The 22519-nt window shown below is 71.1% G+C and carries 19 protein-coding genes; 6 read left to right on the plus strand and 13 right to left on the minus strand.

Going from position 1 to position 22519, the window contains the following annotated elements; genetic code table 11:
- Positions 1–60: 60 nt before the first annotated feature.
- Together ABD823_RS14405 and ABD823_RS14410 are read right to left on the minus strand one after the other, a co-directional pair.
- The gene (locus ABD823_RS14405; RefSeq protein WP_344859683.1) at positions 61–423 is read right to left on the minus strand and encodes a TraR/DksA C4-type zinc finger protein; all 363 of its coding nucleotides are present in this window, start codon (positions 421–423) and stop codon (positions 61–63) included.
- A 182-nt stretch (positions 424–605) separates the two neighbouring features.
- Positions 606–974: a hypothetical protein gene (locus ABD823_RS14410; protein ID WP_344859685.1), complete on the minus strand. Its 369-nt coding sequence runs from the start codon at positions 972–974 to the stop codon at positions 606–608.
- Positions 975–1106: 132 nt separating this feature from the next.
- On the opposite strand from ABD823_RS14410, the gene ABD823_RS14415 reads away from it, so the two are divergent.
- Entirely contained in the window at positions 1107–1706 is a 600-nt protein-coding gene (locus ABD823_RS14415) for an ATP-binding cassette domain-containing protein (RefSeq protein WP_344859687.1), read from the plus strand.
- Positions 1707–1864: 158 nt separating this feature from the next.
- A complete protein-coding gene (locus ABD823_RS14420) occupies positions 1865–2842 on the plus strand; it encodes a DUF2382 domain-containing protein (protein WP_344859689.1) in 978 nt (325 codons plus the stop codon).
- Between the two features lie 118 nt (positions 2843–2960).
- Here the strand turns inward: ABD823_RS14420 and ABD823_RS14425 are convergent, their stop codons facing one another.
- Positions 2961–3413 carry an Lrp/AsnC family transcriptional regulator gene (locus tag ABD823_RS14425; protein WP_344859691.1) on the minus strand — a complete coding sequence of 151 codons (453 nt, stop codon included), beginning with the start codon at positions 3411–3413 and terminating at the stop codon, positions 2961–2963.
- Positions 3414–3527: 114 nt separating this feature from the next.
- Here ABD823_RS14425 and ABD823_RS14430 point away from each other — a divergent pair, with 114 nt between their 5' ends.
- The gene (locus tag ABD823_RS14430; RefSeq protein ID WP_344859693.1) at positions 3528–7058 is read left to right on the plus strand and encodes an indolepyruvate ferredoxin oxidoreductase family protein; all 3531 of its coding nucleotides are present in this window, start codon (positions 3528–3530) and stop codon (positions 7056–7058) included.
- Positions 7059–7197: 139 nt separating this feature from the next.
- Here the strand turns inward: ABD823_RS14430 and ABD823_RS14435 are convergent, their stop codons facing one another.
- A complete protein-coding gene (locus ABD823_RS14435) occupies positions 7198–8085 on the minus strand; it encodes a carbohydrate kinase family protein (RefSeq protein ID WP_344859695.1) in 888 nt (295 codons plus the stop codon).
- Positions 8086–8122: 37 nt separating this feature from the next.
- Positions 8123–9187, minus strand: a complete 1065-nt coding sequence (locus ABD823_RS14440; RefSeq protein WP_344859697.1) for a LacI family DNA-binding transcriptional regulator — start codon at positions 9185–9187, stop codon at positions 8123–8125.
- Positions 9188–9487: 300 nt separating this feature from the next.
- Between ABD823_RS14440 and ABD823_RS14445 the strand changes: the two genes are divergently transcribed.
- Positions 9488–10774 carry an ABC transporter ATP-binding protein gene (locus ABD823_RS14445; RefSeq protein WP_344859699.1) on the plus strand — a complete coding sequence of 429 codons (1287 nt, stop codon included), beginning with the start codon at positions 9488–9490 and terminating at the stop codon, positions 10772–10774.
- Positions 10775–10841: 67 nt separating this feature from the next.
- Here the strand turns inward: ABD823_RS14445 and ABD823_RS14450 are convergent, their stop codons facing one another.
- The 6 genes from ABD823_RS14450 to ABD823_RS14475 form a co-directional block, all read right to left on the minus strand.
- Entirely contained in the window at positions 10842–11474 is a 633-nt protein-coding gene (locus tag ABD823_RS14450; protein WP_344859701.1) for an ACT domain-containing protein, read from the minus strand.
- A gap of 135 nt (positions 11475–11609) precedes the next feature.
- Positions 11610–12659, minus strand: coding sequence for a LacI family DNA-binding transcriptional regulator (locus tag ABD823_RS14455; RefSeq protein WP_344859703.1), 1050 nt, complete (start codon positions 12657–12659; stop codon positions 11610–11612).
- Complete coding sequence (locus ABD823_RS14460) at positions 12649–14274, minus strand: glycoside hydrolase family 13 protein (RefSeq protein WP_344859705.1); 1626 nt, start codon at positions 14272–14274, stop codon at positions 12649–12651. Before ABD823_RS14460 ends, ABD823_RS14455 begins: the two co-directional genes overlap by 11 nt.
- 63 nt (positions 14275–14337) lie before the next feature.
- Positions 14338–15213, minus strand: coding sequence for a sugar ABC transporter permease (locus ABD823_RS14465; RefSeq protein ID WP_344859707.1), 876 nt, complete (start codon positions 15211–15213; stop codon positions 14338–14340).
- Positions 15213–16211 carry a carbohydrate ABC transporter permease gene (locus ABD823_RS14470; protein ID WP_344859708.1) on the minus strand — a complete coding sequence of 333 codons (999 nt, stop codon included), beginning with the start codon at positions 16209–16211 and terminating at the stop codon, positions 15213–15215. The genes ABD823_RS14465 and ABD823_RS14470 overlap by 1 nt, the downstream gene beginning before the upstream one ends.
- A gap of 24 nt (positions 16212–16235) precedes the next feature.
- Positions 16236–17531, minus strand: coding sequence for an extracellular solute-binding protein (locus tag ABD823_RS14475; RefSeq protein ID WP_344859710.1), 1296 nt, complete (start codon positions 17529–17531; stop codon positions 16236–16238).
- 365 nt (positions 17532–17896) lie between these two features.
- On the opposite strand from ABD823_RS14475, the gene ABD823_RS14480 reads away from it, so the two are divergent.
- Both ABD823_RS14480 and ABD823_RS14485 read left to right on the plus strand, forming a co-directional pair.
- Positions 17897–19438 (plus strand): alpha-amylase family glycosyl hydrolase, encoded by a 1542-nt coding sequence (locus ABD823_RS14480; RefSeq protein ID WP_344859711.1) that lies wholly within the window; start codon positions 17897–17899, stop codon positions 19436–19438.
- 46 nt (positions 19439–19484) lie between these two features.
- A complete protein-coding gene (locus ABD823_RS14485) occupies positions 19485–20948 on the plus strand; it encodes a recombinase family protein (RefSeq protein ID WP_344859713.1) in 1464 nt (487 codons plus the stop codon).
- A gap of 460 nt (positions 20949–21408) precedes the next feature.
- On the opposite strand, the gene ABD823_RS14490 is transcribed toward ABD823_RS14485, so the two are convergent.
- Positions 21409–21627 (minus strand): hypothetical protein, encoded by a 219-nt coding sequence (locus ABD823_RS14490; RefSeq protein WP_344859715.1) that lies wholly within the window; start codon positions 21625–21627, stop codon positions 21409–21411.
- Between the two features lie 50 nt (positions 21628–21677).
- Entirely contained in the window at positions 21678–22316 is a 639-nt protein-coding gene (locus ABD823_RS14495) for a hypothetical protein (protein WP_344859717.1), read from the minus strand.
- Between the last annotated feature and the right edge of the window lie 203 nt (positions 22317–22519).

The following is a 22519-nucleotide window of genomic DNA, read 5'->3' on the forward strand; positions in this document are numbered from 1 at the left end:
GTGCGGTCGCCGGCCGGTACGGGCGCCGTCCGGCCGGCGGTCCGGCGGGTGGGGAGCACGTCACCTCCTCCCGCCGGGGTCGCAGGAGGCGCAGTGGCGCGTCTGCGGGACCCTCCTGAGCCGGTCCAGGGCGATGAACGCCCCGCATCCCCGGCAGGTGCCGTAGACGCCGAAGTCCAGGCGCTCGATCGCCGCCTCGATCTCGGCGACGGCCGCCCTGGCGCGCTCGGCGCGCCCCCACTCCAGCGGGACCGGCTCGCCGTCCGCCGGCCGTCGCGGCCCTCGCCCGTCTCCGGTGAGGGCCTCCAGCTCCGCCCGCGCGGCGGCGAGCCGCTCGTGCAGAAGCCCGCGCAGCTCCTCCAGCCGCGCGGTGTGCCGCTGGTACTCCTCCAGCAGGCTGCTTGCCGATCTGATGTCACCCATGACGACATCGACTCCTTGCATGACTCGCTGACGGCCGGGCCCGCCGGGCCCGTCACCGTGGAAGCCGATCCCGGTCCGCGGCGCGGCGCGGCGACGCGCCGGCGCACGGCCGGGAGGCCCCGGCCGCGGTCCGCGTCACGCGGGCCGGGCGGAGGCCTGGGAAGGGAAGAGGAAAGCCGGGGCTACGGCAGCGGCGGGCTGCGCGGGGCGACGGCCTGCCGGACCCCGCGCCGGCAGCCCGCCACCGGGCCCGCGGCGAGCAGGGCCAGGGGCAGCAGGACGAGGAGCGCGGCGGCGGCGCCCACCGCGGGCAGGGAGCGCAGCTGCACGGGCGTCGGCAGGTGCTCGGTCCCGCCCGGCAGGAGCCTCGGGGCGGTCGACTGGTGCACCGCCCCGGCCGGGGAGTCCGCGACGGCGGCCACCGCGTCGGCGGGGCGCCATCCGGCGGACCAGGAGGAGGGGGCGACGGCGGCGAGGACGACCATGACGACGAGGCCCACCACGGCCGCTGCGGCAGTGGGCCTGCGTGTGCCCCACCGCGGTTCCCTCATTAAGGTTGACCATAGCCCAACTCCTGTGAAAGCGGCACCGTGCAGGCCATCGGCGTGCCACGCCCGGCGCGGCGCGCGTCCCAGGAGTGCGCTCCCGTCTCCCCCGTCCCCCTGCCGTGTGAGGTGCACGCGATGGCCGCCACCCCGGCCTGCACGCCGTCCGTCGAGGACCTGACCTATCCGCCCGGTTCCCTGGTGCTGCTCACCGGCCTGCCCGGCGCGGGCAAGAGCACCCTGCTGGACCGCCTGTACGGCCTGCGCGGCGACGAGACGGGGCCGGTGCGCGCCGGCGGGGCACGGGTGATCGACTCGCGGCAGTCCCGCGCCTGGTGGGCGCCGCGGCTGGACGCGCTCCCCCGGCCGCTGCGCACCCTGGTCGTGCACGTCACCCACATGGCGCGCATCTCCCGCGCCGTGCTCGGCGGGCACTCCGTCGTCGCCCACAGCCGGGGCACCTGGCCGCACATCCTGTACGGCCTGGCCCTGGTCGCCCGGTTGGGCGGCACCGGGCTGCACCTGGTCCTGCTGGACGTCGACCCCGAGGCGGCGCGCGCGGGGCAGCTCGCCCGCGGCCGGGTCGTGGCCGCCCCGCTCTTCGCCCGGCACTGCCGGCGCTGGCGGGCCCTGGTCGCGCGGGCCCGCACCGGGGCGCTCCCGCCCGCGGCGAGCGTCACGATCCTGGACCGGCCCGCGGCCGGCCTGCTGCGGGCCATCCGCTTCGACGGGCGGTGAGCCGGGCGGCCGCGGCGTCCGGCGGGCGCGGCCGCGCGGCGGTCCCGGTGTCCCGCGCGGCGGATCCGAGGGACCGTCCCCCGGCAGGTTTCTCCGGGGGCAGGCGTGGTATGGCCTCCCGTCGGAAGCGACAAAAGCGAAAAACGGGGAGAAATGTCATGATCACCATGGAGCAGATCGACTCGGTGATCGACCACACCGTCTACGACGCGAACGGGGACAAGATCGGCGACGTCAAGCACGTCTACCTCGACGACGCCACCGGCAGGCCCGAGTGGCTGTGCGTGAAGACCGGGCTGTTCGGCACCAAGGAGACCTTCGTCCCGACGCAGGCCGCCGACGTCGTCACCGACCACGTCGAGCTCTCCCTCGACAAGGACCTCGTCAAGAACGCCCCCAACGTCGACGTGGACGCCGGCGGCCACCTCTCCGCCGAGGAGGAGCGCGAGCTCTACCGCTACTACGACATGGACTGGGACAGCGCCTGGCAGCAGGCCAACCAGCCGGGCGAGGGCGGATGGGCGCGCGCCGGCGGCGAGCGCGAGCGCCTGGGCCGGACCGGGACCGCGGCATCCTCCGGCACCCCGGCGTCCTCCGGCACCCCGGCGTCCTCCGGCACCGAGGGAACCCTCGGGACCGGTCAGGCGGACCTCGCCGGCGACGAGGCCCTCGGGCGTGCGGAGACCGGCCGCGCCGGCCTCACCGGCGAGGAGGCGGCCGCACGCCGCGAGGACGACGCGATGACCCGCTCGGAGGAGCGGATCCGCGTCGGCACCGAGAGCCGCCCGGCCGGCCGGGCACGGCTGCGCAAGTACGTCGTCACCGAGGAGCAGCAGGTGAGCGTGCCGGTCAGCCGCGAGGAGGTCCGCCTGGAGCGCGAGCCGATCACCGACGACAACCTGGACCAGGCGCTGCGCGGCCCGGAGATCAGCGAGGCCGAGCACGAGGTGACCCTGCACGCCGAGGAGCCGGTGGTGGAGAAGGACACCGTCCCGGTCGAGCGGGTCCGCCTGAGCAAGGACGAGGTCACCGAGGAGAGGAGCGTCTCCGAGCCGGTCCGCAAGGAGCGCATGGACGTCGAGGAGGACACCGGCGGGGGCGAGGGGGGCACCCGCGGGCCCGGCCGCTCCTTCTGAGCGGACCGCCCGGCCGGCCCTCCGCGCGGGGCGGCGCGGGTCCCGCACGGCCCGCGGCGCCCCGGGGCGCCCGGGGCGCCTCCCGGCGCAGGGATCGGGGAGGCGGGCCCCGCACGGGTCACAGCGGCAGGACGCCGCCCGGCTTCAGCGCCTTCATCGCGATCTGGGAGGTGAGCTTGTCCAGGCCGGGCAGGCGCCCGAGCCGCTCCAGGCAGAGCTGGCTGTAGGCCTCCATGTCGGGCACCGCGACCCGAAGCACGTAGTCGGGGCGGCCGAACATGCGCAGGCACTCGACCACGTCGTCGATCTCCATGACCGCGGCCTCGAAGGCGGTGACCGTCTCGGCGTCCTGACCCTCCAGCTCCACGTAGGCGAGGACCTGGAAGGCGCGTCCCACCGCGGCCGGGTCGACCACGGCCCGGTAGCCGGTGATCACCCCCGCCTCCTCGAGGTTGCGGACCCGGCGCAGGCACGGCGAGGGCGTCAGCCGCACCCGCTCGGCCAGCTCCTGGTTGCTCAGCCGGCCCTCGACCTGGAGGAGACGAAGAATTTCACGATCCGTTGCATCCATGACATGTGATGCTAATCACAGCGTCAATAAGCGCGAACATTGCCATCGGATTCCGGTCCTTCTGACATAGCCTTGCCGCCATCCGAAGCGGGGCCGACAGACGGGACCACCAGCATGACGATCTTCGCCGACTCCCGCGAGATCACCCCCGACGACCGGTATCTCCTCGACGAGGGCCGCGTCTTCATGACCGGCACGCAGGCACTGGTCCGGGTGATCCTCGACCAGATGCGCGCCGACCGCCGCGCCGGGCTCGACACGGGCGCGATGGTGTCCGGCTACCCGGGCTCCCCGCTCGGCGGCTTCGACCTGGAGCTGGCCCGCTCCCGCCGGCACGCCGAGCCGCTCGGCGTCGTGCACCGGCCGGGCCAGAACGAGGAGCTCGGCGCCACCGCCGTCTGGGGCAGCCAGCTCGTGCCCACCCTCCCCCGGCCGCGCAAGGCCGGCGTGCTGGGCGTCTGGTACGGCAAGGCGCCCGGCGTGGACCGGGCGGCCGACGCCCTCCGGCACGGCAACTTCGTCGGCGCCCACCCGCTGGGCGGCCTGATCGCCCTGTGCGGTGACGACCCGACCTGCAAGTCCTCCACCCTGCCCTCCGCCACCGAGAGCGCGCTGGCCGCCCTCGGCATGCCGATCGTCCACCCTGGCACCGTCCAGGAGCTGCTCGACCTGGGCCGCCACGCCATCGCGGCCTCACGGGCGAGCGGCCTGTGGGTCGCGGTGAAGGCCGTCTCCAACGTCGTGGACGGCACCGGCACCGTGAGCGTCGGGCATGACCGGGTCGTCCCGGTCATGCCCGGCGTCAAGAACGACGACGGCGTCGAGTACGGCGTCGAGTACGAGGGCCGGCCGTACCGGCACATGCCGAACGGCACGCTGCTCACCCCGTGGTCGCTGGAGATGGAGCGCACCCTGGTCGGCCCGCGCACCGAGCTGGCCCGCGCCTACGCCCGCGCCAACGGCCTCAACCGGATCACCGCCGACCCGGCGGACGCCTGGCTCGGCGTCGTCGCCTCCGGCACCGCCTACCACGACGTGCGCGAGGGCTTCCGCAAGCTCGGCGTCACACCGGAGGAGGTCGGCGTCCGCCTGCTGAAGATCGGCATGCTCTGGCCGCTGGAGCCGGAGATCGTCCGCACCTTCGCCCGCGGCCTGGAGGAGATCATGGTCGTGGAGGAGAAGGCTCCGCTCCTGGAGACCCTCGTCAAGGACGTGCTGTACGGTACCGCGGGCGCGCCGCGCGTGCTGGGCAAGCTCGACGAGAACGGCGCCCGGCTGATCCCCCAGGCGGGCGGCGTGGACGCCGACCTGGCGGCCAAGGCCGTGGCCTTCCGCCTGCGCCGCAAGGGCGTCGCGGCCGGGCCGGGCTCCGGGATCGGCGACCGCGTGGCCGCGGGCCTGGCCGTGCTCTCCCGCCCGGAGCCGCTGAAGCTGCTGTCCGCCCAGCGCACCCCGTTCTTCTGCTCCGGCTGCCCGCACAACCGCTCCACCGCCGTCCCGGACGGCGCGCCGGTCGGTGCCGGCATCGGCTGCCACACCATGGTGGTGCTCAACCCCGCCGGCAAGGGCACGCTCACCGGCCTGACCCAGATGGGCGGCGAGGGGACGCAGTGGATCGGCCAGGCGCCGTTCACCGACACCCCGCACATCTTCCAGAACCTCGGCGACGGCACCTTCCACCACTCCGGCTCGCTGGCGATCCGGGCCGCGGTCGGCGCGGGCGTCAACATCACCTACAAGATCCTCTACAACAGCGCGGTCGCGATGACCGGCGGGCAGACGATCCAGCCGGCCCTGGCGGTGGCCGACCTGACCCGCTGGCTGGAGGTCGAGGGCGTGCGCCGGGTGATCGTCACCACCGACGAGCCCGGGCGCTACCGGAGGGTCAAGCTGGCGAAGATCGCCGAGGTCCGCGACCGGAGCGCGCTGGAGGAGGCCCAGCGCGAGCTGGCCGCCGTCCCCGGCGTCACCGTGCTCGTCCACGACCAGCAGTGCGCGGCCGAGAAGCGGCGGCTGCGCAAGAAGGGCGCGCTGCCCACCCCCGCCAGGCGGGTCGTGGTCAACCAGCGGGTCTGCGAGGGCTGCGGCGACTGCGCCAAGAAGTCCGAGTGCCTGTCGGTGCTGCCGGTCGAGACCGAGTTCGGCCGCAAGACCGAGATCCACCAGTCGTCCTGCAACCAGGACTTCTCCTGCGCCGACGGCGACTGCCCGTCCTTCCTGACCGTGGTCCCCGCCAAGGGGAAGGCCGCCCGGCGGGCCGTGCCGGAGCCGCCGCGGCTGCCCCTGCCGGAGCTCCCGACCGGCGAGACGACGGTCCGGCTGGTCGGCATCGGCGGGACCGGCGTCGTCTCCGTCGCGCAGATCCTCGGCACCGCCGCCCTGCTCGACGGCAGGCGCTCGCGCGGGCTCGACCAGACCGGCCTGGCGCAGAAGGGCGGCACGGTCGTCTCCGACGTCGTCATCTACGACGGCGACGGCGAGCGGTCCGGGCGGGCGAGCGCGGCCAGCGTGGACGCCTACCTGGCGCTGGACCTGATCGGCGCCACCGACCCCCGGCACCTGCGCGCCGCCGACCGCGACCGGACCGTCGCCGTGGTCTCCACCAGCCTGGTGCCGACCGGCTCCATGGTGCTCGACCCGGCCGCGCACCCGGTCGACCTCGGCTCGCCGATCGGCGCGCTGGAGGCGCGCACCCGCCACGACCGCAACGTCTATCTCGACGCCGAGCAGCTGGCCCAGGCGCTCTTCGGCGACCACATGCCGGCCAACACCATCGTGCTCGGCGCGGCCTGGCAGCGCGGGCTCATCCCGCTCGGCCTCCACGCGATCGAGCGGGCCATCCGGGCCGGCGGCGGGAAGTCCGCGGACAGGACCGTGGCCGCCTTCCACTGGGGCCGGGCGGTCGTCGCCGACCCCGAGGCCGTGGCGCGGGCGACCGGCCTGGCCAGCGCCGGGGCCGCCGCGGGGGCGCTCTCCGAGGGCGCGTTCGCCCGGCTCGTCGCCTCGGTCGGCGCGGTCCCCGGGAGCGAGCTGCACCGGCTGCTCACCGTGCGGGTGCCGGACCTGGCGGCCTACCAGAACCTGCGCTACGCCGCCCGCTACGCCGAGGCGGTCCGCGAGGTGCTGGCCCGCGAGGAGCCGGGCCGGTGCCCGGTCACCGAGGTCTTCGCCCGGCAGCTGCACCGGCTGATGGCCTACAAGGACGAGTACGAGGTCGCCCGCCTGCACCTCGACCCGGCCGAGCGGGCCAGGATCGCCGCCGAGTTCGGGCCCGGCGCGAAGATCTCCTACAACCTGCACCCGCCGCTGCTGCGGGCGATGGGCATGAAGCGCAAGATCCGCCTGGGCGGCTGGTTCGACCCGGCCCTCCGCCTGCTGTACGGCATGCGCGCGGTGCGCGGCACGAGGCTGGACCCGTTCGGCCGCGCGCAGGTGCGCCGGGTCGAGCGCGAGCTCGTCGCCGAGTACACCCGCGACGTGCACCGGGCGCTGGCGTGCCTGCGGCCGGAGACCGAGGACCGGGTCCTCGAACTGGCCGGGCTGCCCGAGGTGATCCGCGGCTACGAGGAGGTCAAGCTGGCCGGCGTCGCCGCCTACCGGGAGCGGGCCGCCGCGCTGCTGGCCGAGCTGGAGTCCGGGCGCTGACCTCCGGCCGGCCGTCCCCCCGGCGGCCGGCCGGATCCGCCGCGGCCCTCCCGCGCAGGAGGGCCCGGCACGGGGAGCGCCGCCGCGGTCCTTCCCCGGGAGGGGCCGCGGCGGCGCTCCGCCGTTCCTCCCCGGCGGCCTACGTCCGCGCCGACAGCGCCTCGGCGGTGATCGGGGACTCGTGGGTGCCGGGGACCGTGCAGGCGTGCGCCCCGGCCAGCGCGCCCAGGCGCACGCACTCGTCGACCGGGCGGCCGCGCAGCCTGCCGTACAGGAAGCCGCTGACGAAGGCGTCGCCCGCGCCGTTGCTGTCGGCCACCGGCCCGGGCAGCGGCGCCGCGGGGAAGTGCCGCAGGCCGTCGGCGTCCAGGACGTGGCAGCCGTCCGCGCCCGCCGTGCAGACGACGGTCTCGGCCCGGCCCGCGCCGAGGATGCCGCGCATGACCTCCTCGCGCCGGTCGCCGAGCGCGGCGGCCGACAGGAAGACCAGGCCGGAGGAGAGGGCGAAGTCCCGGTGGTGCTCGTCGTCCCCGTTCCAGTCGTGCAGGTCGGTGGAGATGGTGGCGGCGGGCCGGCCGGCCAGGTCGGGGTAGACGTGCCGGGAGAAGTCGGTGATCGACACGTGGACGTGCCGGGCGGTCCGCACCGCGTCGAGGTACAGCTCGCGCGGGAGCCGCTCGCCCGGCTCGGCCCGCGGGTCGAACAGCGAGGTGCGCCGCCCGTCGGGGCCGACAAGCAGGACGCTGCGCCGGGTGCCCTGCGGCGCGTGGGCCCAGCCCGCGTCGATGCCCCGGACCGCGAAGTGCTCCCTGATCAGCCGCCCCTGGGGGTCGTCGCCGATCAGGTCCACGATCAGCACCCGCAGCCCGAGCGCGTGGCAGCCGAGCGCGACGCCGCTGCCGGTGTTGCCGATCCGGTCGCGCACCGGCGGCACGGTGTGGGTGTCGGCGTACGGCAGCGGCAGGGCGGGGACGTAGACGGTGGTGTCGACGCCCGTACCGCCGATCACGACGACGTCATGGGTCACGGTTGCGCACATCCTCACTCGCCCGCGGGCGGGGCGGTCAGCGGTTGACCAGCGGGCCGGAGCCGGTGGAGCGGCGCACGACCAGCTCGGGCTGGAACATCAGCTCCATGTTCTTGCCGGGCATGCCGTTGATCTCCTCCAGGAGGGTCTCCACCGCGGCCGAGGCCATCGCGCCGATCGGCTTGCGCACGGTGGTCAGCGGCGGGTCGGTGAAGGCGATCAGCGGGGAGTCGTCGAAGCCCACCACCGACACGTCCCCGGGCACCGACAGGCCCCGGTCGCGGCAGGCCCGGATCGCGCCCAGCGCCATCAGGTCCGAGGCGCACACGATGCCGGTGCAGCCGCGCTCCAGGAGCTTGACCGCGGCGGCCTGGCCGCCCTCGACGGAGAACAGCGAGTGCGAGATCAGCTCGTCCACCCCGGTCGTGCCGAGCAGCTGCGCCATCGCCTGCCGGTAGCCCTCGATCTTGCGGATCACCGGCACGAACCGGCGGGGGCCCAGCGCCAGGCCGATGCGCTCGTGCCCGAGGTCCACCAGGTGCTGCACGGCCAGCCGCGCGGCGAGCCGGTCGTCCGGCGAGATGAACGGCGCGTCGATCTGGTCGGTGTAGCCGTCGAGCAGGACGATCGGCAGTCCCCGGTCGGTGAGCCGGGTGTAGCGGTCCATCCGCGCCGTGGTGTCGGCGTGCAGCCCGGAGACGAAGACGATGCCGCTGACCCCGCGCTCCAGCAGCAGCTCGGTGAACTCGTCCTCCGGCGCGCCGCCGGGCAGCTGGGTGCAGAGCACGGGCGTGTAGCCGTGCTGGGTCAGCGCCTTCTCGATCGCCTGCGCGAAGGCCGGGAAGATCGGGTTGTCCAGCTCGGGGGTGACCAGGCCCACCAGCCCGTTGCTGCGCTGGCGCAGCCGCTGCGGCCGCTCGTAGCCCATCAGGTCGAGCGCCGCCAGCACCGCCTGCCGGGTCACCGCCGACACCCCGGGCCTGCCGTTGAGCACCCGGCTGACCGTCGCCTCGCTCACTCCGGCGTGGATGGCGATGTCGGCCAGACGGGTGGCGGCCCCGTCGGGCCGGGAGCGCGGGATCCGCGTCACTTCACCGTCCATCAGCAGCTACCTCACCATGCGTCCGCAAGGGGGTGCAAGCCGCGTGGCCCGCCCCGGCCCGGCGTGAAATCTTTTTCGTAAATTTTCTGAAAAGAATAACACTCCCTGACCCGGAGCGCGGGGTGCACGGCACGGAAAGCCCTGTCCACCGGGGTGATACAGCCAGGTAACAGAGTTGTGACCGGGAGATGTGCGATTTCCTTCGACATCTATGGACACATGACCACGTTGCGCGATGTACTACCTCATCAATCACAGGCTGGATCCGGGCACTCACGTCCGGGAGGAACGAGCGCGCGCATGAGTACCGTCGTCCTCGACAACGTGACCAAGGTCTACCCGGGGGGGTACCTCGCGGTCGACCGGATGAACCTGCGGGCCGGAGACGGGGAGCTCCTCGTCCTCCTCGGCCCCTCGGGATGCGGGAAGTCGACCCTGCTCCGGATGATCGCTGGGCTGGAGGAGGTCACCTCCGGCGACCTGTGGCTGGGCGGCACCCTCGCCAACGACCTGGCGCCGCGCGACCGCGACGTCGCCATGGTCTTCCAGAACGGCGCGCTCTACCCGCACCGCACCGTGCGCGGCAACCTCTCCTTCCCCCTGGAGATCGCCAAGGCCGACCCGGAGCTGGTGCGCGAGCGCGTCACCGAGCTGTCCAAGGCGCTGCACATCGACGAGACCCTGGACCGCCGCCCTGGAACGCTCTCCGGCGGCCAGCGGCAGCGCGTCGCGATGGGCCGGGCGATCGTCCGGCAGCCCTCGCTCTTCCTGATGGACGAGCCGCTGTCCAACCTGGACGCCGGCATGCGGACCGAGCTGCGCATGGAGATCGGCGCCCTGGTGCGCTCCCTCGGGGTCACCACGATCTACGTCACGCACGACCAGGTCGAGGCGCTGACCCTGGCCGACCGGATCGCCATCATGAACCGCGGCGTGCTCCAGGACGTCGGCACCCCGGCCCAGGTCTACAACGACCCGGCCACCGCCTTCACCGCGGCCTTCCTCAACTCCCAGCAGCTGAACCTGCTCGCGGCGACCGTCCGCACGCCGCAGAACCAGTTCATCCTGCTGGACTTCGGCCCGCACCAGATCACCATCCCGTGGAGCGATCCGCGCGCCTACGCGATCTCCCAGCACGTCGGCCACCAGATCATCGTCGGCCTGCGGCCCGACTGCGTGGCACCGGTCCCGGACACCTTCGACGGGCCCGTCTTCCTCGGGCGCGTCCGGAACCTGGAGTACCACGGCCACGAGTGGCTCGCCTACGTCGAGACCGGCATCACCTCCGTCAGCGTCCCCGAGCCGCCGGACCCCCGGCTCAACGCCCGGAACCTGGCCGCGGCCGGTCAGGGCGGCCGGATCCGCTCGGTGGTGCGCCGGCTGCTGAACGGCGAGGACGCCCACGCGGAGCCGCAGTACCAGGCCCAGGACGGCTCCGCCGGCACGCACCGCAGGGCCGACCTCATCGTCCGGATCGGCTCCCGGCCCGTCTGGCGGGCCGGTGAGCCCGCCCGGGTCGGCGTCGACGCCAGCCGTCTGCTGCTGTTCACCGCCGACGGCTCGCGCATCGACCCGCCGCAGCGCTGAGGCCCCCTCCCGCCCGCGGCGCCCCGTGCCCCCTGGCACGTTCCATGGATGCGGGGCGCCGGGACGCTCACGCCCCGGCGATGATGGAGACGATCTCCACCACCCGGCTGGCCCGGTCCACCTCCGCGCGGTGGAAGGACGGGCCCTGGGTGCGGGCCAGCACCAGGTGCATCCCGGCGTCCGGGACGGGGATGCTCATCAACTGGTGGGAGCCCGAGCTGAGCGCTGCGGGGCGGAGCAGGGCGAGGTCGGCGAGCTTGACGCCGGCGATGCCGCCGTCCTCGAGCGCCTCGGGCGCCTGCCAGCTGCGGTGCAGGAGACCCTCCCCTTCCGCGGAGAGGGCGACGGCCCACTCCGCGCCCACCAGCTCGGGGACGGCGTCCACGAGGGTGACGAAGGCCCGGGAGGGGTCGCTGGCCACGTGCCGGATGAGGTCGTAGTCGGGGGCCGCCCCGGGGACCTCGCGGGTGGGCCAGACACCCTCGACGCGGATCCCCGGGACGGCCGAGAGCCGGTCCGCGACGGCCGCGACGTCCGGGGAGCCCGGCCAGGAGACGACGAAGTCGTCAACGGCCCTGCCGGTCTCACGCTCCAGCACCGTCACCTGGAGGATGTCCGCGCCCAGCGTGCCGAGCACCCGGGCGACCTGTCCCAGGGCGCCGGGCCGGTCGGGGAAGGACACCCGCAGCCGCAACATCATCGACGATCACCTCTCTCTGGGCACCAGGGTGTCCCGGACAGGTTTCGCAGTCGTTCTGGAAATATTTCCAGGATATGACGGAACGCCCGGAATCCTCCGGGAGGGGCGGACCTGTCCGCGAGAAGGCCCGGGGCCTCAGCGGATGATCTTCGGTCCGGAGCCCGTCGAGCCCCGGACGATGAGTTCCGGCTGGAAGATGAGCTCGGAGTGCTGCGCCGGCGTGCCCGCGATCGCCTCCAGCAGGGTGTGCACCGCGGCGGTCACCATCGACTGCACGGGCTGGCGCACGGTGGTCAGCGGCGGGTCGGTGAAGGCGATCAGCGGCGAGTCGTCGTACCCGACGACCGAGACGTCCTCGGGCACCGACAGGCCCCGGTCGCGGCAGGCCCGGATCGCGCCCAGCGCCATCAGGTCCGAGGCGCACACGATGCCGGTGCAGCCGCGCTCCAGCAGCGCCGCCGCCGCGGCCTGGCCGCCCTCGACGGAGAACAGCGAGTGCGAGATCAGCTCGTCCACCTCGGTCGTGCCGAGCAGCTGCGCCATCGCGCGCCGGTAGCCCTCGATCTTGCGGATCACCGGCACGAACCGGCCCGGCCCCACGGCCAGGCCGATGCGCTCGTGCCCGAGGTCCATCAGGTGCTGTACGGCCAGCCGCGCGGCGGCCCAGTCGTCCGGCGAGATGAACGGGGCCTGCACGTCGCCCGAGTGGCCGTTGAGCAGGACGATCGGCACGCCCTGCCCGAGCAGCTGGGTGTAGCGGTCCTGGTTGGCCGTGACGTCGGCGTGCAGCCCGGAGACGAAGATGATGCCGCTGACCCCGCGCTCCACGAGCAGCTCGATGAACTCGTCCTCGGCGGCGCCGCCCGGCACCCGCGTGCACAGCAGCGGCGTGTAGCCGTGCTGGGTCAGCGCCTTCTCGATCGCCTGCGCGAAGGCCGGGAAGATCGGGTTGTCCAGCTCGGGGGTGACCAGGCCCACCAGCCCGTTGCTGCGCTGGCGCAGCCGCTGCGGCCGCTCGTAGCCCATCAGGTCGAGCGCCGCCAGCACCGCCTGCCGGGTCACCGCCGACACCCCGGGCCTGCCGTTGAGCACCCGGCTGACCGTCGCCTCGCTCACCCCCGCCTGCGCGGCGATGTCGGCCAGCCGGGCCGTACCGGTGCCGTAGGAGGCACCGTTATGCGTCATCGCGTCCCCACCAGACGGCCGAGTCGGGCGCCAGCCGCACGGTGCCGGCGCCGATCTCCGGCTCGGCGCTGGCCAGCAGGACCTCGCCGCCGGGGGCGGGCAGCTCGACCGGCTCGCCGGTCAGGTTGACCGTGACGGCGAAGCCGTCGCCCCGGGCGAAGGCGAGGGTGCCCTCGGGGGAGTCGATCCAGGTCAGCGGGGTCGCGTCGGAGGCGATGCGCTCGCGCCGGATGCGCAGCGCCCGGCGGTAGAGGTGGAGCGTCGAGCCGGGGTCGCGCAGCTGCGACTCGACGCTGAGCGGGCCCCACGACTCGGGCATCGGCAGCCAGGTCTCCTCGATGCCCGGCATCGTGAAGCCGAAGTGCGGCTCCACGTCGGCCCACGGGATCGGCACCCGGCAGCCGTCGCGGCCGTCCTCGGGGTTGCGCAGCCGCTGCGGGTCGACCAGGTACTCCTCGGGCAGGTCGAGCACCTCGGGCAGACCGAGTTCCTCGCCCTGGTAGACGTAGGCCGACCCGGGCAGGGCCAGCGTCAGCAGCGCCGCGGCGCGGGCCCGGCGCAGCCCGAGCTCGCCGTGGCCGTAGCGGGTGACGTGCCGCTTGACGTCGTGGTTGGACAGCACCCAGGTCGCCGGCGCGCCGACCGCGCCGGCGCTGGCGAGCGACTCGTCGATCACCCGGCGGAACCGGCCGGCCTCCCACGGGGCGGTCAGGAAGTGGAAGTTGAACGCCTGGTGCAGCTCGTCCGGGCGGACGTAGTTGGCCAGCCGCTCCAGGGTCGGGGCCCAGGCCTCGGCGACGCCGATCCGCTCCCCCGGGTAGGAGTCGAGCAGCCGGCGCCAGGCGCGGTGGATCTCGTGCACGCCGTCCTGGTCGAAGAACGGCACCACGTCGGCGCCGATCATCTTGACCTGGTCGGGGTGGCCGACGTCCGGCAGGCCCGCGGCCTTGACCATGCCGTGCGCGACGTCGATGCGGAAGCCGTCCACCCCCAGGTCCAGCCAGAAGCGCAGGATCGAGTCGAACTCGGCGTGGACCTCGGGGTTCTCCCAGTTCAGGTCCGGCTGCTCGGCGGCGAACAGGTGCAGGTACCACTGGCCGTCGGGCACGCGGGTCCACGCGGGCCCGCCGAAGACCGACTCCCAGTCGTTCGGCGGGAGCTCGCCGTGCTCGCCCCTGCCCTCGCGGAAGATGTAGCGCTCCCGCGCGGCGCTGCCCGGGCCGGCGGCCAGCGCCTCGACGAACCACGCGTGCCGGTCGGAGGTGTGGTTGGGCACGACGTCGACGATCACCCGCAGGTCGTGCCGGTGCGCGTCCTCGATCAGGGCCTTGGCGTCGGCCAGCGAGCCGAAGACCGGGTCCACGTCCCGGTAGTCCGCCACGTCGTAGCCGAAGTCGGCCATCGGCGAGGTGTAGAACGGGGTCAGCCAGAGCGCGTCGACGCCCAGGTCGGCGAGGTAGCGCAGCCGGCTGCGCACACCGAGCAGGTCGCCGACGCCGTCGCCGTTGCCGTCGGCGAAGCTGCGCACGTAGACCTGGTAGATCACCGCGTTCCGCCACCACCGGGTCGCGGTGCCGGTGGCGTCGGCACGGTCCACGTGAACGAGCTCGGTCATGTTTGTCCCCCGATCAAACGACATATCAGGACGTGATAGCACAGGTGTGGTACAGCAGTGATGTCACAGCTTCGTGGCGCCGGCGGTGAGACCGGCCACCAGGTTGCGCTGGACGAGCAGGAACACGACCGCCGCGGGCAGCGCGATCAGCACGGCCGCCGCGGTCAGCAGGCCCCAGTCGGCCCAGTACTGGCCGACGAACTGCTGCAGGCCGGCCGCGAGGGTCCGCTTGTCGTCCCCCGTCATGAACACCGTGGCGTAGGCGACCTCGCCCCAGGCGGTCATGAAGGAGTAGAAGGCGGTGACCGCGAGGCTGGGCCGGGCCAGCGGCAGGACGACCCGCCAGAAGGTGCCGAACGGGGTCAGCCCGTCGACCAGGCCGGCCTGGTCGATCTCGCGCGGGATGGAGTCGAAGTAGCCCTTCATCATCCACGCGCAGAACGGCACCGCGACGGTCATGTAGGCGATGACCAGGCCCGGGATCTGGTTGAGCAGCCCGAGACCCGCCATCAGGTTGTACAGCGGCACGATCAGGATCGCCACCGGGAACATCTGGGTGATCAGCAGCATCCACATGACGCCCCGGTAGCCCGGGAAGCGGAAGCGGCTGATCGCATACCCGGTCGTCGAGGCGAGGAAGACGCCGATGACCGTGGTCAGGCCCGCGACGATCACCGAGTTGAGCAGCCAGGTCGGGAACTGCGTCTCGGTCAGCACGCGGGTGTAGTTGTCCAGCGAGGGGCTGTCGAAGAACTCCAGCTCGGTGGAGAGCCACCCGTCGCGCGGCTTGAGCGAGGTCAGGACGAGCCAGACGATGGGGAACAGCGAGATGAGGGAGGCGACGATCAGCGTCCCGTGCAGCAGGATCGAGCTGCCGAGGCCGCGTTCGTCGCGCCCGCGGGCGCGGCGGCGCCCCGCGGGCGCGGTTGCGGTGCTCATCACCAGACCTCCCCTTGCTTGCGCAGCGCGCGGCGGTAGACGACGGCCATCACGACCAGGAGCAGCAGGATGAGCACGCCCCAGGCCGCCGAGCCGGAGTAGTTGCGGATGCCGGTGAAGGCCTCGCGGTAGGCGTAGGTGACCAGGATCTCGGTGGAGCTGCCCGGTCCTCCGCCGGTGATCAGGAAGATCAGCGGGAACATGTTGAACGTCCAGATCGTGCCCAGCAGCACGACGGTGCTGGAGACCGTGCGCAGGCCGGGGACCGTGACGAAGCGGAAGCGCTGCCACGGCGTGGCGCCGTCCACCTCGGCGGCCTCGTAGAGCTCCTTGGGGATGGACTGCAGGCCGCCCAGCAGGGCCACCATCATGAAGGGGATGCCCACCCAGACGTTGACCGCGATGACCGCGATCTTCGCGGTGGTCGGGTCGTCCAGCCAGCCGACGCCGCCCAGGCCGATGCCGCGCAGCATGGCGTTGATGACGCCGTAGTCGCTGTTGTAGAGGTAGCGCCAGATGAAGGCGGCCACGAAGCCGGGGATCGCCCAGGGCAGGACCAGCATCAGCCGGTAGGCCGAGCGGAAGCGCAGCTTCCGGTTGAGCATCAGGGCCAGGCCGAGGCCGATGCCGTAGTGGAGCGCCACGCAGACGACGGTCCACACGACCGTCCAGGTGAGCTTCTCCCAGAACAGCCCGCTGCCGAGGATCGAGACGTAGTTGTCGAGGCCCGTGAACTCGTAGGTCGAGGGGATGACGTTGACGCCGATCGTGCGGCCCATGGTGGCCTCGGTGGCGTCGGTCATGGACAGGTAGAGGCCCCGGGCCAGCGGCCAGCCGACGAGCGCGGCGGTCACCACGACCACCGGGGCGACCATGGCCCAGGCGTACCAGTACTGCGACCACGCCCGCCGGACCGGACCGGCCTTGGCGGGGCGGCGGCCCCGGCCGCGGGCGCCGCCAGCGGCGCCCGCGGCCCGGTCCCTGGTCGTGCCGGTCACACGTCCAGTGGAGGTCGCCACGGCTCAGCTCCAGTCCTTGAAGATGCCGCGGTACTTCTCGTCGACGGTCTTGAGCATGTCCTCGGGCGTCGTCTTGCCGCCGACCAGGGCCTGGTAGCCCTCCAGGAGCGGCTGGAAGAGCTGGCCGCCCTCGGGGATCCACGGCCGCGGCAGGGCGGTGTCCATGATCGGCTTGAAGACGGCGACGTCGGCGTTGCCCTGGACGTCGGGGTTGTCGTAGGCGGAGGCGCGGGTCGGCAGGAGGCTGATCTCCTTGGCGATCCTCGCCTGGGCCTCGGGGGTGCTCATGAACCGGACGAACTCGTAGGACGCGTCGAGGTTCTTGGAGCCGGCGTAGATGGCGTAGTTCCAGCCGCCGGTGGGGGCGCCGGCCTTGACCGAGCCCGCCGGGACCGGGGCGATGCCCAGGTTGGACTTGTCCTGGAACTCCTTGCCCTGGTAGATCTCCGCCAGCGCCCACGGGCCGTTGTAGATCATCGCGGCCTTGCCGTCCTTGAGGGCGGTCATGGCGTTGGCGTAGCTGTCCTGGATGGCCGGCTTGGCCGCGGCGCCCGAGGTGATCAGGTCGGAGACGATCCCCATGGCCTTGACGTTGGCCGGGGAGTTGACGGTGATCTTCTTGTTCTGCACGTCGAGCATGTCGCCGCCCTCGCCGTACATGAACGGCAGCAGGAAGTAGGCGTCGACGTTGAGGGCGAGGCCGGTGGCGCCGGTCTTCTCCTTGACGTCGAGCGCGGCCTGCTTCAGCTCCTCGACCGTGGTGGGGGCCTTCTCCCAGCCGGCCTCCTTCAGGAGCTTCTTGTTGTAGATCAGCGCCAGGGTGTCGGTGACCTGCGGCACGGCGTAGGCCTTGCCGTTGTACTTGGTGCTGCTCAGCGGCCCGGGCAGGAAGTCGGACTCGTTCTCGACCGCGCGGGTGCCGTCCAGCGGCTGCAGGTAGCCGAGCGAGGCGAACTGGGAGGTCCAGGCGACCTCGGAACGGATCACGTCGGGCGCGCCGGAGCCGGACTGGGCCGCGGTCTGGAACTTGTTCTGCGCCTGGTCCGAGGGGACGTTGACGTAGTTGACCTTGATGTTCGGGTACTTGGCCTGGAACTCCTTGATGAGCGCCTGGAACGTCGGACCCTCACTGTCCGGACGGACCGTGTCCCACCAGGTGATCTCACCGCTGATCTTCGACGGGTCGGACGGAGCGGACTGGGCGGGGGCCGCCGTCGAACCGCTGTCGCCGCCGCCGCAGGCGGAAACCGCCAGGGCGAGGGCCGCGACGATCGTCGCGGCCGAGAAGGCTCGCCGCATGATTTCTCCTCATGGCTCAGGGGACCGGCCCGGCGGCACTGGACCGCCGGGCCGGGTGGAGTACGCCGGACGTTACGCCGACGTGAACCGCATTGGAAGAACTTGCTGCAAGACTCTGCAAACTTGTTACATCCCTCGCGGAGCCGACAGACCGTGACGACTCGCTCACGGCCTCCTCTCTCGACGATATCCGCTGTTCATAAGGGGTTCGGCCGACCGAACTCCTCGCCTTGAAGGTCTTCCGGCCCCGCGCCGCGCCGCACCGCTTGTCGTGATTCAGAAAGTTGCCGCAAGGGATTGCACAGATCATGTCCAGTGAGTAACTTCCGGGCAACACCCCCGAAACACACTCCGTGGAGGCCCTGGTGGTCTGGCCCCTCCCCCCACGGCGCACGAGACCGGCCCCCCTGGCCCGGGCCGCCCTCGCGGCCGTCCTGGTCACCGCCCCTCTCGCCGTCCTCTCACCGCCCGCCGCCGCGGCCCCGGCGGCATCCCGTACAGCCGCGGCCCCGGCGGCATCCCGTACAGCCGCGTCGCCCGCCTCCGGTACGGCCGGCGCACCGGCGCCGGGCGGGGCCGCCGCGGCCCCGGCGGCGGCCGGTCCGGCGCGGCCGGTCGTCTCGGCGCTGAGCCGGAGCGCGGCGCCCGGTGACCGCGGCCTCGCCCGCGACGCGCTCCGCGCCGACCTGAGCCGCGAGCGCTTCTACTTCGCGATGACCGACCGGTTCGCCAACGGCGACACCGGCAACGACACCGGCGGCCTGTCCGGCGATCGGCTCACCACCGGCTTCGACCCCACCCACAAGGGCTTCTACCAGGGCGGGGACCTCAAGGGCCTGATCGGCAGGCTGGACTACATCCAGGGTCTCGGCAGCACCGCGATCTGGATCACCCCCGCCTTCGCCAACCGCCCGGTCCAGGGCACCGGCGCGAACGCCTCGGCCGGCTACCACGGCTACTGGATCACCGACTTCACCCGGATCGACCCGCACCTGGGCACGAACGCCGAGATGAAGAAGCTGGTGCGCGAGGCCCACCGGCGCGGGATGAAGGTCTTCTTCGACATCATCACCAACCACACCGCCGACGTGATCGACTACGCGGAGAAGACCTACTCCTACCGCTCCAAGGGCGCCTATCCCTACGTCGACGCCTCCGGCAGGCCGTTCGACGACCGGGAGTACGCCTCCGGCGGGAGGTTCCCGAAGGTCACCGCCGACTCCTTCCCGTACACGCCGGTCGCCCCGGCCGGGGCCAAGACGCCGTCCTGGCTGAACGACGTGACGATGTACCACAACCGGGGCGACTCCACCTTCAGCGGGGAGAACTCCGAGTACGGCGACTTCCACGGCCTCGACGACCTGTGGACCGAGCGTCCCGAGGTCGTCGAGGGCATGATCGACATCTACCGGACGTGGGTCCGCGAGACCGGCATCGACGGCTTCCGCATCGACACCGCCAAGCACGTCAACATGGAGTTCTGGGAGCGCTTCTCCCCCGCCCTGCGCGGTTACGCCGCCAAGCTCGGCAACGAGCGCTTCTTCATGTTCGGCGAGGTCTACTCCTCCGACCCCGCCTTCACCAGCCGCTACTCCACGCGCGGCGGCATGAACGCCACCCTGGACTTCCCGTTCCAGGAGGCCGCCCGCTCCTTCAGCGGCGGCACCGCGGACGCCGCGCGCCTGGCCCGGCTCTACGCCGACGACGACCACCACACCGACGCCGACTCCAACGCCTCCTCCCTGCCGACCTTCCTCGGCAACCACGACATGGGCCGCATCGGCCGGTTCCTGAAGCAGGACGACCCCGGCGCGACGGACGCGGAGCTGCTCCGCCGCGACCTGCTCGCCCACGAGCTGATGTACCTCACCCGCGGCCAGCCGGTGGTCTACTACGGCGACGCATAGTAGAGTTAAGCACAGGATAGGAACCCCCCTGTGTGAGGTAGGTCACATGCTGCGCTATGCGGCCCTAACCCCCGGAACTCTACTCGCGGGCATCTATTGCCGGATCTCGGATGACGAAGAAGGACGGGGACTAGGCGTCGCCCGACAGGAAGAAGACTGTCGGGCCCTGGCGGAACGCATGGGTGCCGCCGTTGTGGACGTGTACACGGACAACGATATCGGAGCGTCTACCCGGTCCCGGAAAAAGAAGCGGCCACACTATGACCGGCTGTTCGCCGATGTGAAGTCCGGCCGCATAAACATGATCATTTACTACAGTAATTCGCGGCTAACTCGCCGGCCGGCAGAGTATGAACAGATCATTGAACTAGTCGAAGAAACCGGCGTGAAACTCGCTTCGGTCGCGAGTAACAACGTTGACTTGACAACGGCTGACGGCCGAATGATCGGACGCATGCAAGCCGCCGCGGACGCCGCGGAAGTAGAGCGAGCCGTCGAGCGTATCGAACGGAAGCTAGTCCAGAACCGCCAAATGGGTAAGGTTCACGGCGGTAAGCACATGACCGGCTGGTTGAAACCAGACCCTAGGCAGGGAATCGGCTACCTAACACACGTTGACCCTGTCGCGAAGCGGCATATCAACGAAGCCGCGGAGTGGTTGCTAGCCGGAGTCCGCATCTCGCAAATCCATAAGCGATGGAACGCGGCCGGGTTCCGAACCGTAAGCGGCAAGCTATGGACTCTCGGCAAAGTACAGAAGCTTCTAGCGAGTCCGAAGCTCGCAAGCCTGGTCATCTATGCCGGGGAAGAGATCCGGGCCGGCGAATGGCCCGCGGTACTCTCGCCGGTCAAGTGGAGAGCTATACAGCCGTTCATTCATCCGGGCCGGAAGCGGGGGGCCGGAGCTACCGCGCGTAAGTGGCTTCTCTCCGGATTTATGGCGTGCGGCATTTGCGGGGCCGGATTGAATGCGGGGGTAGACAGCGAACCCATATATGCCTGCCCGCCAAAGGACCAGGGGGGTTGCCGCGGGGTTACCCGCAACATGGCATGGCTAGAGAAGGTTGTCCGCGCCTACGTGAGAGCAGCTATCGAAGCGGAGCTAGGGCTTACCCCGGCCGGGGAAGTGCACACGGAGTCGGAGCCTTCCGAAGTCGAACTCATAGAAACCGAGATTCAAGCAAAGGAAGCGAAGATCCGGGAAGCCCGCGAAGCCGCCGCCGCGGGCAAGATGCCAATGGTAGACGCCGGCGAGATCATGACTTCACTTCGGGAAGAGATTAACCGTCTCCGGGCGAAACAGTCCGCCACAGTAGCCGCGGAAGCGCGCGAGCTACCCGCGGAAGATCTCCTATCCGTGTGGGAGCGAGACGATATCGACTCGCTAGACGAACGTCGAACGATCCTCGCTCGCTACGTCAAACGGGTCATGGTTCATCCCCTAGGCCCGGGAAGGTGGCGAGTCGCCGACCTACCCGCGGACTCGATCACAATCATTCCCATGAAATGAGAAAGCCCCCGGCCGTAGCCGGGGGCTTTGCTGTGGACCACTACCCGCGGGTCGGGATCACGACCGTCCCACAGTTAACGCAGTCAGCAACCGCGCTGTATTCCCCGGCAGCGATCCGGTACCGGCCATAGTTGTGACACTCCGGGCACTCCGCCATGACGACGATTGCGGGGTAGTTCTTCACTTCGCATCCCTTCGATAGAGGACTCTTGCTGACCCGAAGAACACTAGTCGTGTACACGGCACTTTGCAAGTCGGAAGTTCCGCGAGCTATCCCGGAAACGAGAAAGCCCCCGCGGGATAGCGGGGGCTTTCTCCTATGCGGCTTCGGGCTGGCTGGCTTCCTGTCTCGCGAGACTCGCTAGAACCCGGGTCACGTACGCTATCCGCTCCGGGTCGGAGCTAGCGGCTACGTCCCGCCTGGCTTGCTCTCGGAACGTCTCTAACACGTCTTCCGGGATCACGAAGCCACCTGACGAAGCGTGTAGGACACGTCTCCCCTGTCGTACACGTCGGCTGTCCTGTGAAGCACAGACAAGACGTGGCGCTCTGCGGCATTCACCGGAAGGGCAAGCCGGCCCCGGAGGAACATCTTCCGGTCGGGCCCATAGTCGTTCTGATCGTAGATCAGTTCCGGGCTCTCCAAACAGGCCCGGATCTCTTCCGGCGTCGCGAGCATGTCAAGGGCCCTACCTAGAGCGTGCTTACTGAAAGTCCATCCGGAAAGTTTCACCAGAGACCGCCTTCGCCTAGAGCCGCTTCGTTCTTACCCGAATCAAGCACCATGACCAGGCCCCGGAAGTTCGGGCCCACTTTGCCGAAGATTGCCCCGTTAATGGGGCAAGTCAGAAGGTCTACCCCGCGGCCGGAAGCGTCGGGCCTGACCTTATTGAACATCGCGAGATACGCCGGAGCCACCATGACGCGGTCGGGGAACGGGGCCGCATCGGAAGCCGCGGTAGCGAACATGTCCGCGAGCACCGTCCACTCTTCCCGGAACGGGCCCGGGACAGCGAGCGCTGTCACGACTTCGGCTCTCTCGTCTTCAATCGCACCGTGAACGATAACCCCGCGGTCAGTCTCGACTGTCACGCGAGAGAGAACCTTCTTCGTGCCGTCTTTACGGGCCCTAGCCGCGAGCGCTACCAGGTCTTCCCGCCGGATCTGAACGGCTTCGTCAGACCCGCGATACTCGACAGCCGGACACTTCGACTCGCCGGCCGTGTAGTGATCCGTAACCGTGATCGTAAGACCGTCGTAGCTCGCTACCACCAGGGCAACGGGTACGGCGGACTTCGCCGGAAGCCATGCTTCCGCGTTTGTCAACGCTTTGGACAGCTCCGGAGCGTTGACCGTTAAGACTGCCATGCCCCAAACCTACCGTATCTTCCGACTTGCATCCGACTTGCAAGCGTGTGACGAACGTCACACTCACCTAGGGGCAAGAATCTTGAAAAATGACACGACTAGTAGAGTGAGAACCCCCCCGGAGGGGGGGGTATGGGGGGCGATGGTTGTAACCCATAGTCGCCCTTCGGGCGAACTAGCTAACTAACAAGCTAACTAACAAG

Source organism: Planomonospora alba (assembly GCF_039534085.1).
Lineage (GTDB): Bacteria > Actinomycetota > Actinomycetes > Streptosporangiales > Streptosporangiaceae > Planomonospora_B > Planomonospora_B alba.

What these genes read in the sequence shown, in the direction of transcription:
- ABD823_RS14475 (WP_344859710.1), bottom strand. Translation starts at nt 17,531, where the DNA reads ATGCGGCGAGCCTTCTCGGCCGCGACGATCGTCGCGGCCCTCGCCCTG.
- ABD823_RS14485 (WP_344859713.1), top strand. Translation starts at nt 19,485, where the DNA reads ATGCTGCGCTATGCGGCCCTAACCCCCGGAACTCTACTCGCGGGCATC.
- ABD823_RS14495 (WP_344859717.1), bottom strand. Translation starts at nt 22,316, where the DNA reads ATGGCAGTCTTAACGGTCAACGCTCCGGAGCTGTCCAAAGCGTTGACA.
- ABD823_RS14440 (WP_344859697.1), bottom strand. Translation starts at nt 9,187, where the DNA reads ATGGACGGTGAAGTGACGCGGATCCCGCGCTCCCGGCCCGACGGGGCC.
- ABD823_RS14410 (WP_344859685.1), bottom strand. Translation starts at nt 974, where the DNA reads ATGAGGGAACCGCGGTGGGGCACACGCAGGCCCACTGCCGCAGCGGCC.
- ABD823_RS14445 (WP_344859699.1), top strand. Translation starts at nt 9,488, where the DNA reads ATGAGTACCGTCGTCCTCGACAACGTGACCAAGGTCTACCCGGGGGGG.
- ABD823_RS14425 (WP_344859691.1), bottom strand. Translation starts at nt 3,413, where the DNA reads ATGGATGCAACGGATCGTGAAATTCTTCGTCTCCTCCAGGTCGAGGGC.
- ABD823_RS14405 (WP_344859683.1), bottom strand. Translation starts at nt 423, where the DNA reads ATGGGTGACATCAGATCGGCAAGCAGCCTGCTGGAGGAGTACCAGCGG.
- ABD823_RS14450 (WP_344859701.1), bottom strand. Translation starts at nt 11,474, where the DNA reads ATGATGTTGCGGCTGCGGGTGTCCTTCCCCGACCGGCCCGGCGCCCTG.
- ABD823_RS14415 (WP_344859687.1), top strand. Translation starts at nt 1,107, where the DNA reads ATGGCCGCCACCCCGGCCTGCACGCCGTCCGTCGAGGACCTGACCTAT.
- ABD823_RS14465 (WP_344859707.1), bottom strand. Translation starts at nt 15,213, where the DNA reads ATGAGCACCGCAACCGCGCCCGCGGGGCGCCGCCGCGCCCGCGGGCGC.
- ABD823_RS14455 (WP_344859703.1), bottom strand. Translation starts at nt 12,659, where the DNA reads ATGACGCATAACGGTGCCTCCTACGGCACCGGTACGGCCCGGCTGGCC.
- ABD823_RS14460 (WP_344859705.1), bottom strand. Translation starts at nt 14,274, where the DNA reads ATGACCGAGCTCGTTCACGTGGACCGTGCCGACGCCACCGGCACCGCG.
- ABD823_RS14420 (WP_344859689.1), top strand. Translation starts at nt 1,865, where the DNA reads ATGATCACCATGGAGCAGATCGACTCGGTGATCGACCACACCGTCTAC.
- ABD823_RS14430 (WP_344859693.1), top strand. Translation starts at nt 3,528, where the DNA reads ATGACGATCTTCGCCGACTCCCGCGAGATCACCCCCGACGACCGGTAT.
- ABD823_RS14490 (WP_344859715.1), bottom strand. Translation starts at nt 21,627, where the DNA reads ATGCTCGCGACGCCGGAAGAGATCCGGGCCTGTTTGGAGAGCCCGGAA.